Origin of the sequence: Rhodococcus koreensis, from assembly GCF_900105905.1 — a bacterium.
GTDB classification, from domain to species: Bacteria; Actinomycetota; Actinomycetes; order Mycobacteriales; family Mycobacteriaceae; genus Rhodococcus_F; species Rhodococcus_F koreensis.
On record NZ_FNSV01000001.1, the window covers coordinates 91,632 to 103,913 of the forward strand.

Genomic DNA, 12,282 nt, shown 5'->3' on the forward strand with positions numbered 1-12,282 from the left:
AATAACACCGCGCGAGTCGAGTGGTCGCGAACCATGCCCGGGCGGAACAACCAGTTTCGGGAAAACCAGTTGTTCCGTCCGGGTCGGGTTCAGCGAGGTACGGGATTCTCGCAACTTCTACGGCGAACGCAAGAGACCACTAGACCCGCATGCATCGTGCGTATGCCCTCTATTCGTCCAGGTCGAGGTCGAAAACCTGATCGGGCTGTCGCCTGCCGACCATGATTTCCTCGATCGGCGTCAGCGCGTGGCCCTGTATCTCGAGGTATTCCAGGTACGCCTCGGTGCCCCGTCGCTTCGATCGCCACGAGTCCTTGACGATGCGTGATTCCTGCGCTGCCAGGACCAACGCCAGCGTGAGCACCTGGGCGCGGGAGGCGCCGGCCTTGACCACCTGATCGGCCACGTACTGCGAGCTGTATGAATCCTTGATCGACAGCACCTCCTTGAGCACGCCGTCGGCCCGGAACTCGGTCAACAGATGCCCGTCACCGGCGAGGGTGGTGGCCACGTACGCGGCGGCGGTCTTCGGTGGCGTTGTGGCCGCGAGCAGACTGCACAGGAACTTCCGTCGGACCGTGGTCGCCGCCTCTGCCTTGAGATTGAGCGATCGCACCAACTTGCGCTGACGCCGGACGCGCTCCTCCGTCTCAAGCTCCTTACGCCGGGCCTCGGCCTCGTCTTCGAGCCTCTGACGCTCCGCCTCCGCGCGTGGATCCCCTTCGGTCACCGCCGGGTCCACGTTCGCCCCGCCGGTTCGCACGGCCGCCATCACCGGCGAGAGCTGCAATCCTGCGGCATCTGGATCGGCGCACACGTACTCGGGAAGCCACACATCTTCGATGTTGACGGTGTTGACGTGGACCAGACCTTCATCGGGCTCGATGTCGGCCTCCCCCTCGGTGTACCAATCGACGGCGTCCTCGTCGATCGGCAGGCCGGTCGCGATGTCGGAGAGAAGCTGGCCCTTGCTCAGGACCACGGTCCAATGCTCGGGGCCGGACTCGACAGTCTCGACGGTGACCTCGCCGCCTTCGAGGGTGCGCAGGTCCGCCATTGCCAGCACGGTTCCGTAGCCGGGGTGCTCGCGCAGAACCAAGAAACCCTTCTCCACATAGGGTGTCGCCGCGTCCTCGAATTCTTCCCGCTCGATTCGGTCTGCTCGCAGCTCCTCGGCAGTCGAGACGAACCGCCAGCGAGGGCAACGGAGCAACTGCTGCACGGCCTCGTCATCGCCGTCGAACTCCGCGAGAATAGCGGCCCTCTCCAAGTCGAGCTGGTCCTCGTCCACCAGCGCGCGGGCCACCTGGGACATGCCGACCTTCGCGGCCTTCTCCACCCACGCCTTGTCCCTGTGGAGGGACTTGGCGACCTTGGCGACCGAGATGCCCAAGTCGAGCAGTTCCGCCGCTCCTGCGGCACGCTGGCCCGTCGTAAGGGCCAATCTCTGGTCGTTCGCCACTATCTGGGCGATCACCCGCTCGGCGGTGCGTGCACGCTCGTCCTTGGCGGTGTCCACGTACACGATCACCGGCACCGAACTCGCGCCGACCTCACGAGCGGCGAGTACGCGCCTCTGACCATCTCGCACGACAATCCGTCCGTCGGCATGCTGAACCGCGCTGATCGCTTCGAGCACCCCGTGGTCGCGGATCGATTCCACGAAATCGGGCGTCGCGGACAGGTCGACCTGATCTCGGACGTTGGCACCGATCTCGAGCGCACGTGGGTCGAGCCGAACGAAGATTTCGCCGTCGATGACCTCGGCGACGGGACCGTTCTGAATTGCAGCCATGATGATCTCTCTCCTAGAATTCGGATCCAAGACACCGGGCAGATATCCGCTGCCCGGTGTCTTGTGTTTTCCGGTGGTGCTGCCTCTGTTAGCTGGTCGCGGACCAGTCATGACCGGGAAGGCCAAGCACCCGTGTCCACATCTCTCCCCCTTGGTGCTCGATGTGCTCCGAGAGGTGGATCAGGCGAACGGTGGCCGCGCGCTCCTCGTATCCCAGTGCGTCCAGCAACTCGACGAACCGGTCGACGTCGCGGCAGCCGAGAAGAGCGATCTGCCGGGCGATCGACTCGTCCGCGAAGATCTGCGCGAACCGGTCTGCGGACTCGCAGATGTTCAGAATGTCGTACACCTTGTGCGCCTTTCGTTCGGAATGTGCCTGAGCCAGTTCGACGCGGGCGACGTCGGGACTGCTGGTGATGACTCCGTTGACCACGAAATCGTTTATGCCGCTCACAGTTACCTCCAATTCGGATCCGGACACCTGCCGCGCCCTGATCGTTCTTTTTGCCTTGCTGGCAAGGAGAGTCGGATCGGCGGTATCAGGGCCTGGCGCAACCTCTGGGCCGAGAAGTTTCTCTGCGAGCGAAGCGAGTGCGGGTTGAGAAAGTTCTCGGAGCAGCAGGCCGGCGAAGCCGCCAGAGGTTTTGCCAGGACCGCCGTCGATCAGGATCGGAGGCCAGCAAGTCAACAAGAACGACGTCCTTCAACAGAGCGGAGCGAAGCGGAGCATCCTCTTGGGGGACACCGAAGGTGGCCAGACCGCCGGGCAGGCGGATCCCCGGTGGTAGACGGCCGCGTTCGGTAGCGTCACCGGTTCACGATGTCGCAGCGCTGAGTGGCAGGGTCTCGCGAACCGGGGCGGAATCTCACGGAGAGTGGCGGCCGGGTGCGGATCCGTCACCGTTGTCAGACCCCACAGGTACCGTTCCGCATATGACGGACGCGACCAGGCGACGGCGAATCAAGAAGGGCGCGACTAGGCAACGGCGCGTTGCGATATGCGCCTCGTGCGGCTGGCGACCTGGGCAGCTGACCGCCAGTAAGCGGGTGCCGGCACACGACGCCTACCGCGGCGGCAGGTGTCGCGGCGCAGACGAGAAGCCCGCGTGGGCTGTCGTGCCGAACTGGGTGGAGCCCGGTGGGTATGCGCCGGCATTTGCCACGAAGCAATCTGGCTTGGAGTTCACCGCGCCGGAGCGTCCGCGCCCCGGTACCCTCGAACCGCAGATCGTCGCCGAGCCACGCTCGCTACCAGATAGCAGCGCCGACACTGATCGGGTACGCCAGCCTGGCGTGTTTTCCGGCGGCGCGCCATCGCTGGGTCGTCGGCGATAAGAGCCGTCCCTGAGCACGGACTAGCTTCAATCGGTGATCGTCTCGTCAGTAGGCACATTGGTCGACCCGGCTACAAAGGTACTGGCGTCGCAAGCTCAGACACGGATCCTTATCCGATCAGCAGATCCTAGCCCGAGCGCGACGCCGAGCGGCTGGCAGAGTTGAGCGCCGATGCGAAATTGCGAGCGAACAACTCATAGTTGCCGGGCGCTTCGACCATGATCTCTGTTCCGTTCGGGAATTCGACTGTCAGGTAGACATAGCTCGTTTGCTTCTTCGCCATCGCTCCGATGAGCGTTCCTTTACCGGGGTCGATTGCGGTCCCGACGGCGATGCGTGTGAGGGTCGTGCGTCGCTGGGTCCCCCCGATGTCTACCGACGCCTTTATACCGGCGACGCGATATCGCACGCCTTTGTAGGTAAGGATCTTTCCGTTCAGTTTGAATCCGCCGAACTCCTCCTTGTCGGGCGCCGGCGGGCCGCCAGCGACAGGGACGTTGACTGACACCGCCGGCGGCGCAGGTGCCTGTCGCGGGGTCAGCTCGTCCCCGAATCCGAGTACTGGCTCAGCGGTTTGGACAGCGGCGTTGATCGCTGTAACCAAGACCCCAATCTTGTCTTTGCCGGTGACGTAGTTGAAGTCAGCTCGGCCGTCCTTGCTGTGCCCTACGCGTCCGCGGAGTAGCAACCTCATCTGGGCAGGCTTGGACACAGTGGCCTCACGCCAGGAAATGCCTTCGATCGCTCCTACCGGAACGGTCCACGGTGACGCCGCCCGCTTATTGCGTGGCTGACGCCAGTGTGTGTGCTCAAACGTGACAGTCCCCGATACGTCGTCGAACGAGACGGTGGACCCCGCGCCGGTGTATGTGTGAACGGTCATCGGAATATCAAAGCAGACCGCCAGTGACCTCGAATGGTTCTGGCCATCGTTTTGTCCAGGTGTCGGTGTTCACGCAAGAGGCCCGCCCCGAATGGGGCGGGCCCCCTCGATCTCGGGTGTCAGTCACCGTGCGGCGTGAAGGACGACAGATCCGGGCTCAAGAACAGATCTCTCGGCCCTTCCCATGGCCACTTCTCGTCGAAGTCCGGATCTACCTCGTCATTGACCCAGACATGGTCGACAGGACCGTAGCGGGAGCTGGCTCTCACCAAGACCGCGGGCAACTTCTCGACGTCGAAGCTGCCGCCGGGTCCTTATTTGATGCTGAAACCCCAGTCTGCTGGATTGATTCGGGCGACCCACTCGCCCGTACGGACGGACTTCAGGACGACGTGGTGATAGGTGCTCATCGATCTGTCTCACCACTGCCTGATATCGGATCTCATACCCACGGTGTGCAGCTCGGTGCCGTCGGCGCCGTAGGCGGTGGACACGCCCGTTGCCGGGTCGTGCTCGATCACGGCCTGCGCCCCGAACCGTGTGCGGAGCACCTCCACGCCCACCGGCTCGACCTGTTCGTTTCGCCGCCGCCAGTAGTCGCCGACTCGCTGCCCGGCAACGACGGCGACCGCGAAAAACCAAATGCTCGCAACCAGGACGGCCGCCAAAGCTACGAGGGCCATGACGATGCAGAGCAGAGAAGTCGCCGCCATCCAGATCAATGCCCAGCTGGACACCTGATCCCGGCCGGCCGCCCGGATCGCCGGAACGGTGACGTGGTCAGCGAACAGGCGGAGAGGTAAACCCGACGCCAGCAGGCCTACCCCGACCAGTTCGGCCCAGGCTCGTGGCGTGCACAGTCCGACCGACCTCGTCAGGGGCGGCCGCAAGGCGAGATACGGTCTGCGACCACTCTGGCCGATCATGCGGGTGCCCCGTGTCCGCCGGCGCGTCGCTGCTCTTCCTCGTCGCGGGCAATCAGCCTTTTCAGCATCTTTCGCGCCCTGGAGTCGGCTGCCGCCGCTCGCAGGTACGGCGCCGATTGAATCAGAAGGACTGCGGCCGCGGATCCGACGACACCGAGCCACATGATCCAACGGATGAGCGATCCTCCTGGCGCCACGAAGTTCGTGAGAGCGATGAGGGCACTCCCGATTGCAAGAATCGCGGTCGGAATCACCACCACCGTCGGCCAGTACCCCGCGGCCCTGTCGCGATGCTGGTGCGCGGTCTCGAGGGTCGTGATCAGGTCCTCATGAAGCTGACTGCGGTTGCGGAATTCGTTGTCCATAGTTCCCCCTCTGCGCGGCCGCCGGACCGGCGGCCGCGACCATCTTGTCGATCGTCTGCGCGGATGGTCTCACCTACCACCGACGTGTTGACTCTCGTGTGCGCTGGCGGTGAAGCAGAACGCCGTGGCAGGCGGTTAGGCCGCTGCCTCCTGCGCGCGTTGCCGGCGCCTTGCCTTGTCGGTAGCCCAAACCGCTCCGAGTACGACGACCATCCCGACACAGGCGGTGATGAATTCGGGCATCGAATCGGTGGGCCAGATCACCACGACGACGAACGCCACCTCTGCCAGCAGCCAGAGGACGTGTGCGATTCGAAGGCTCCATTGTTCGGTGCTTCTCTCGTTCTGCGGGAACCGGCCCGGACGTCGCGATCATGCGCACTCTCACTTAGCCTTTCGGACGCAGGTCCGGACGAGGTTTCGATCACTCGGTGATCCAGCTCACGCCCCGGTTCCCGATGAGTACGATCTTTCCGCTCGGTGCAGCGTACTGGTCCAGTGCCATGCGGGCGCCGGTGAGCGCGCTGCCGAGCGCATCGGAAGAGTCGACGATTTCCTCGCCGTATTCATCGATGAGTGCCGTGACGCTGGCCTCGCCCATCGCCAGGGCGACCGAATCGCTCTCGGTGTCGTACAGACCGACAGTCCAGTGTGTGACGGGTTCATCGATCGTCAGTGCGGGCTCGCCGTTGGTGGTGGCGAGCAGGTAGATCGACCGGCCGTCGGCTGCGGTTAGTGCACCGGTGAGTGCGTAGCAGTTGCCACCAGTCCAGGTCACCTCGGGATCGGCGATGCCGAAGGTGGCCAGGAGAGCCAGCTCACGGGTGTAGATCTCTTCGAAGGCGGCGTAGCCCCGGTAGTCGAGCACCTCGGACGTCGCGTCGACTGGCTCCACGGGTGGTGTTGATGTGCTCATATGTCAGTGACCTTCCGCTCGGATCAGGACACCTGCCGCGCCCTGATCGTTCTTTTTGCCCTGCTGGCAAGGAGAGTCCGGATCGGCGGTATCAGGACGGGGTGCAACCTCTGGGCCGGGAAGTTTCTCTGCGAGCGCCAGCGAGTGCGGGTTGAGAAAGTTCTCGGAGCCTTGTGCCGGCGCCCGCGCCGCCAGGGGTTGTTCCCCGGCCGCCGTCGATCAGGATCGGAAGCCAGCAGGTCAAAGAACGATGCTCTTCCACAGGGCGGAGCGCAGCGGAGCTCCGATGTAGGGTCTCGAGAACCTTGGCCAGTTCTCACGCGAGGTGGCCACTCGGTGGCCAGTTGGCCAAATGAATGAGATTGCATTTCGACGTGCCTGCGCGGCGGGTCTCGAATCCCGTGGCGGAATCTCGTGGCGGGTGGTGAGCCGTGGCGGATCCGCCATCGTGCTGCGACACGCAACGAATCGGTTCACCGAATCGCCGCTATCCGAGCGGCGGCGTGATCCAGATCGTTCAAGGTGTCCCGATTGACGCCCCGAAAGCAAAATCATCACCGGACGGGTCAAACGGGAACGCGCAGCTCAGGGGAGTCTCGGTCAACGCCCCGCTTCCGGGAGAGTGCCGATCGACGTTCCTGATCCGGGACGGGCCTCAGCGACCAAGCTTGACGACGCTGCCGGCGAGTGGCATGGAATGGGTTCAAGCGCATAGCGGTTTGAGCTGCCTGGTTGCCGTCGGCGCGCGGGATATCACCGCCATAACGATGATTCGGCGAATGTAACGGTTCGACGTGTCCCACGGCCGGTCGATCCCGGCCTGGCGCGGGATGGTGCTATCAACTAGCGACCCAGCAACTTGTGGGGCAAGTCCAGATCGTTCCGCTAAGCAGGAAGATAGGCTCGCATGCCGAACCGAACCGCCGCAGCATCGCGATCAAGCTTGGCCGTCCTTGCGGTGCTCACACTCGTATGTGGGTTCCATATGCTGGTCGGCGAAAACCGCGCCTACGCGGCCGATTGCAATGATGGTGTCGTTCTGCTCGGAGCGCGAGGTTCGGGCCAAGGCCAGAACGAGAAGGGCGGGTTGGGTCCAGAAGTCTCTTTCGCTTACAACGAGATTAAGCGCAAGTTCGATCGGCAAAGAATCAAGTTCCGGTACCAGGCCGTGGTATTTCCTGCCGCACCCGTCAAGCCGCCCGAACTCGCGACGCCGCCGGGCCGCGAGGTCTTTTTCGGCAGTATCGAGATCGGTGTCAACAACGCGATCATTCAGCTCTTCCAGATTCAGAATGGTCTGCGCACGCCATCTTGCGCGGGCCCACGAATCATTTTGGCTGGGTACTCCCAAGGCGCAATGGTTATGCATCGTGTGATCGAACGACTCCGCCCAGGCGGATCCGACGCGAATTCTGAGTTGCTCGGTCGGGTCGGTGCAGCGTTGCTAATCGCCGACGGCGACAAGATGCCAGGTGACACCGACAACCTCTACACACGTGGCGTTACGGCGACCACACAAGGTGTAGGCGCTGCTTTGAGCCTGTTCTCTCATGCCAGCGGCGTACCCTTTGCCAGTGACGTGCGCGCCCGCGTTTTCAGTGTGTGCGTGTCTCGGGACATCGTCTGCGATTGGACCAACCCCTTCTTCACCCCATCTAATCCTCGCTTCCTAGCTAGACAGTCCATCGGGAGGGTGATCCACGAGGCGTCCTACAGAGGAAGCACTCACGGTGCAGTCACGCCACTTGTAGAAAAGGTGATCTCGGGCCTTCGGAGTACCCCGCCGCCAAACGAGGGTCAAGTAACTCTGCCGTTCACAGGACTCATCCAGCCCTCGTTCCCCGCCGTCGACTCCCTCGGAAACGTGTACATCGCGGATCAGGGCCGTAATCAAGTACTCAAGCTACTACCGAGCGGAGAGCAGCAAATACTCCCGTTCAGCGGGCTAAATGTCGCCCGCGGCATCGCTGTCGACTCCGCCGGCAATGTGTACCTGGCTGACTCCAACAACGCGCGAGTACTGAAACTGCCTGCCGGATCAACCAGTCAGGTCGTGCTGCCCTTCACCGGCCTAACCTCGAATCTCTTCGGCTTGACAGTGGACTCGGCCGGCAGCGTTTACGTGTCCGATGTACAACTCGGTGTCGTCAAACTTCCGGCAGGCTCCAGCCAGCAAGTGGTTCTCCCCTTTAGCGACCGCAGCACCAGCGCTGGAGGCGTCGCAGTCGATGGCGTAGGGAATGTCTATCTTGCGATGGACAATCGCGTCCTCAAACTCGCACCGGGGTCCAGCACCCAGACCGTATTGCCCTTCACTGGCCTAGGCGCGAACTACAACGGTCTTGCCGTGGACGCCGCGGGCAATGTGTTCGTCGGAGACGGCGGTACATTATCGAACGGTGCGGGCCGCGTCGTGAAGCTGGCAAACGTTGCTACGACCCAAACTGACCTGCCGTTCACCGGCCTAGGCCGAAGCCTCTTCGGACTGACTGTGGACTCGACCGGGAACCTTTATGTTGCCGACCTTGAAAACGCTCGCGTTGTGAAATTGCCTCGGAACTGACGCATGGCCGACCTGCGCCCGGCTTCGCACGCCTCAAACGCCGAACTCGGGTCCGCACAAGCCTGTAGGCGCAACGTCCTTTTCCCGATCCGCTTACGGGATCGCCAACCACTCCTGACGGGCGTACCAAGGCTTGCCGATCGCCCGTCGCGGAACGACAATCGGCACGGTCCGCATCATGATCGCCAAGGAAATGCCAGGGAATTGAGACAGATTGCTGTGGCCATGCCGTGAGACAAGCGGCAAGTCCGCAGTTCGCAGCGTCTCAAAAATGCCACTGGCCGCGAGACCCTACATCCGAATTGGGGACACCGCAGGTGGCCGGGTGACCGCCGGAGGCGGGTACATCGGGGCCGGACACGCCCGACAAGCCGACCGGCAAGGCGCTGACCGGGATCGGTCGGGTAGGGCGAGAGAGTCCGGGGTGATCAGTCGAGCTGTGTGTGGCGTCGTGCCTGGCGGCGGGCGTGCCGGGCCAGCAGGTGCGCCTTGTGCTTGTCGCTGCGGATGATCTCGTCGTTCACGGCGTGCTCGATCAGTCCGGGCTGGTCGAGCACACGGCGGGCGGCCAGGCGGACGAGCTCTGTGCGGTCGGACCCGACCTGTGCGGCCAACGTGTCGAGCTTGTCGCGCAACGGGTCGTCGAAGTTCACCTTGATCGTGGCGGGATAGTTCTCGGGCCGCAGATCACGCAGCGGGGCGATGGTTTCCAGGTCGGCGGCGAGGTCGCCCGGCTCGTCGAGTAGACGCCGTAGGACGACCCGAAGCAGTGCGGTGCTGAGTTTGTCGCCGTATCGGCCGGCGAGGTACCGGATCTGCTGCCTGCTGGATGGATTGACCATCACGTCGACCCGGTCGGACAGTCCGGTCCGCTCGGCTTCGCGGAGCATCGGGTGTTTGTAGCGGCCGGGCGCTTCCTGGAATCGGTGCAGCGCGATCCGCATGAGTGCGCTGACGGTGGTGTCGTGGTCGGTGGCCAGGGCCGCAACCTGCTGCACGGTCTCGGGTTCGAGCTTGATCTTGACCATGACCAGGGGAATCGCCCGCAGGACTTCGGAGAGCCGACGGTGTTCCGCGAGAGCGGGACCGACGCTGTTGGGTTTGGCGACCAGTCGTCGGCAGGCCACGCGGATTAGCGCCCCGAATCGGCGCGGGCCGATGGCCTCGGCCATCTCGTCGAGCCTGCGTTTGGTCTCTTCGTCGAAGCGAAGCCCGATCGGGTCGCCCACCGGGATACGGCCGGGCTTCGACTCCGTCATTCCTCGATCCTGACCGCATGAATGCCCCCCGGCATCGGGGGAGGTGATGCCGGGGCGCCAGGGGGGTGTTCTGAGAACAAAATTGGGGGGATGTTCAGCAGAACGGAGGTAGCGTACCTGAGCGGATATGCGGGCCTACCTGTGGCCTAAGCAGTTGCGCACCCGTACGGCGCCGTACTCGTTGCGCATCGGTCTTCTGGAAATTCCGGGGAACGAGGCTGGGCGAGAGCCGGATTGCCGACCTGCCGCCCTCAGGTGTGGTCCGGGCAGCGAAGGTCGGGGGTGGTGGCCCATCCGGCTGTGGTGAGCCATCGTTGAACCGCCTTGGTCAGGTCGCCGGCCTCGGCTTTCTCGGCGAGTACGCCGGCGAGGATGGGGCCGTCTCCGCAGATTCTGCAGGCGATGTCGAAGGCCGGCTTCCCGGGTTCGCAATGGCGGCAGTGGTGTCGACTGATCACCGCTCCTCTGCGAGAGGGGTGCGGGTGGAGCCACGTCACCGCGAGATCGGCGCGTTGGTGGGCCGCTTCGGCGCGTGTGGTGGGTTCGTATCCACAGGTCGGGCAGGTTCGGGAGGTGCGGACCGGTGGTGTCGTGATCTCCTGCGTGACCGGGGCGGTGTCCACACTGCGCTTGTTTAGATGCCCATAGACCGTGGTGCGCGGCACGTTCAGCATCCCTGCGATCTGAGAGACGGTGTGTTCCCCGGCATCGTAGAGGCGTTGAGCAAGCTCGATCTGGTCGGCGCTGAGTTTCGATGGGCGCCCGCCTTTGCGGCCGCGGGCGCGAGCTGCCGCGAGGCCGTCGCGGGTGTTGGCCACGGCCAGTTCTCGGCCGTAGTCGGCCAGGATCGAGAACATCCCGAACATGGCCTGGCCCTTGTCGGTTTCGGTGTCGATGCCCTGCTCGAGCACCTTCAGTCCGATCCCACGGACGCGGAGGTCCGCACCGAGCGTGACCAGGTGCAGCATCGACCGCCCGAGCCGCTCCAGCCGGGTGACCACCAGGACGTCGCCCTCGCGCAGCTCCTGCAGTACCCGATCGAGTTGGGGCCGTGACGCCTTCGCCCAGCCCGCCTGGTCGACGTGAATGTTCTCGGCGACCACCCCGGCACCGCGCAGGGCAGCGATCTGATCGTCGGGGTTCTGGTCTGCACTGACCCGGGCGTAGCCGATCAACATGCGTCGACAATACCAATATTTACCGTTTTCCGACACATATTTTCGACACTGGTTCTCGACATACTGGCCGATTCGCCCCCTGCGGTGTGAGGCCGGCGTCGGTGTCCCGTCTCATCGAAAGCGAGGTACAGCTCACACAGATGGGTCGGCGAATACCGGCGCGTTAACATCTGCTGTTACCGCCGCCCATGCGGTCCGGCGAATCGGGCGTGGAAGGGGTTATCCGCCTGATTTCGGGGTTTGCGGTGGCGGCATGGACCAGCGGTCGGCCTGGGGCTCGGGGCCCGCACATACAGGGGTCCGCACCACGGCACGGCATCGGCGGCAGAAATGGGTGCGGTGGCCACCGTTCTCAGCGGTCGAACACCCGCAGACTTCCCACCCGACGACACACTTCTCCGGCCCGAGAATGTGGCCGTTCGGACATTGAGCCGGCGAAGACTCCACCCAGTTCATTCTCGAATCTTCGCACACATGTTCGATTCACGTGGTACCGTGGTTGCTGCCCCGGTTCGTAGGGAAGACGGCCGGGGCGCATACTTTCTCACCGCCGGAAACGGGCGCTTCCGGTGGTCGAGCGTTGGAGGATTGGAATACCGGAGTGTGTGCAGGTTTGTTCGGGTCGCGGCACGCGGTACCGGCCGATTTCTGCTGGTCACGACATCACGCGCAGCTTCTAGAACTGCTGCACGATTCTGCTCATAACTGGCGGATTCCATGAGTTACGCGTGCAATCCGCGAGTTGCTGGCGGATTCCGATACTCGTCAGTTGGGGAGCATCGGCCCGCAGTTTTCGCCCTTTGACCTAGACGACCAGGGAATCCTCAACGAACGGATCAGACGGCAATCCGCCAGTTCAGTGATGCCCCGTGAAACGCGCCCGACCAGGGGATGTGACGGTGAAGGTTTATGCGTCGGTCACAAGTCGGGGCTCACCGGATCATCATTGGCCACGCTGACCCGCCCGGAAGCGCCAGTCCTGGCGACCGAGCGCTCGGCGTCGCGTTCCGTGAATTTCCTCGAACCCAACCGCCACATTCGGGCATGAGATCGCCACGCCGC

9 protein-coding genes are annotated in these 12,282 nt (G+C 63.7%); 1 reads left to right on the forward strand and 8 read right to left on the reverse strand.

Annotation, left to right across the window (positions count from 1 at the left end; genetic code table 11):
- Positions 1–169 precede the first annotated feature (169 nt).
- The 6 genes from BLV94_RS00410 to BLV94_RS00440 form a co-directional block, all read right to left on the reverse strand.
- Positions 170–1,921 (reverse strand): ParB/RepB/Spo0J family partition protein, encoded by a 1,752-nt coding sequence (locus tag BLV94_RS00410; protein ID WP_244163396.1) that lies wholly within the window; start codon positions 1,919–1,921, stop codon positions 170–172.
- A complete protein-coding gene (locus tag BLV94_RS00415) occupies positions 1,884–2,249 on the reverse strand; it encodes a hypothetical protein (protein ID WP_072949798.1) in 366 nt (121 codons plus the stop codon). The genes BLV94_RS00410 and BLV94_RS00415 overlap by 38 nt, the downstream gene beginning before the upstream one ends.
- A gap of 1,008 nt (positions 2,250–3,257) precedes the next feature.
- Positions 3,258–4,013 carry a DUF4429 domain-containing protein gene (locus BLV94_RS00425; protein ID WP_143051279.1) on the reverse strand — a complete coding sequence of 252 codons (756 nt, stop codon included), beginning with the start codon at positions 4,011–4,013 and terminating at the stop codon, positions 3,258–3,260.
- A 419-nt stretch (positions 4,014–4,432) separates the two neighbouring features.
- On the reverse strand, positions 4,433–4,939 hold the full coding sequence (locus tag BLV94_RS00430; RefSeq protein WP_072949806.1) for a hypothetical protein: 507 nt from the start codon (positions 4,937–4,939) through the stop codon (positions 4,433–4,435).
- Entirely contained in the window at positions 4,936–5,304 is a 369-nt protein-coding gene (locus BLV94_RS00435; protein ID WP_072949808.1) for a hypothetical protein, read from the reverse strand. The genes BLV94_RS00430 and BLV94_RS00435 overlap by 4 nt, the downstream gene beginning before the upstream one ends.
- A 424-nt stretch (positions 5,305–5,728) precedes the next feature.
- Complete coding sequence (locus BLV94_RS00440) at positions 5,729–6,220, reverse strand: hypothetical protein (protein WP_072949810.1); 492 nt, start codon at positions 6,218–6,220, stop codon at positions 5,729–5,731.
- 907 nt (positions 6,221–7,127) lie between these two features.
- On the opposite strand from BLV94_RS00440, the gene BLV94_RS00445 reads away from it, so the two are divergent.
- Entirely contained in the window at positions 7,128–8,783 is a 1,656-nt protein-coding gene (locus BLV94_RS00445; RefSeq protein WP_083395397.1) for a cutinase family protein, read from the forward strand.
- Between the two features lie 428 nt (positions 8,784–9,211).
- Here BLV94_RS00445 and BLV94_RS00450 read toward each other — a convergent pair whose 3' ends face one another.
- Both BLV94_RS00450 and BLV94_RS00455 read right to left on the reverse strand, forming a co-directional pair.
- A complete protein-coding gene (locus BLV94_RS00450; protein ID WP_072949815.1) occupies positions 9,212–10,042 on the reverse strand; it encodes a CopG family transcriptional regulator in 831 nt (276 codons plus the stop codon).
- Positions 10,043–10,293: 251 nt separating this feature from the next.
- Positions 10,294–11,220 (reverse strand): recombinase family protein, encoded by a 927-nt coding sequence (locus BLV94_RS00455; RefSeq protein ID WP_072949816.1) that lies wholly within the window; start codon positions 11,218–11,220, stop codon positions 10,294–10,296.
- Positions 11,221–12,282 lie beyond the last annotated feature (1,062 nt).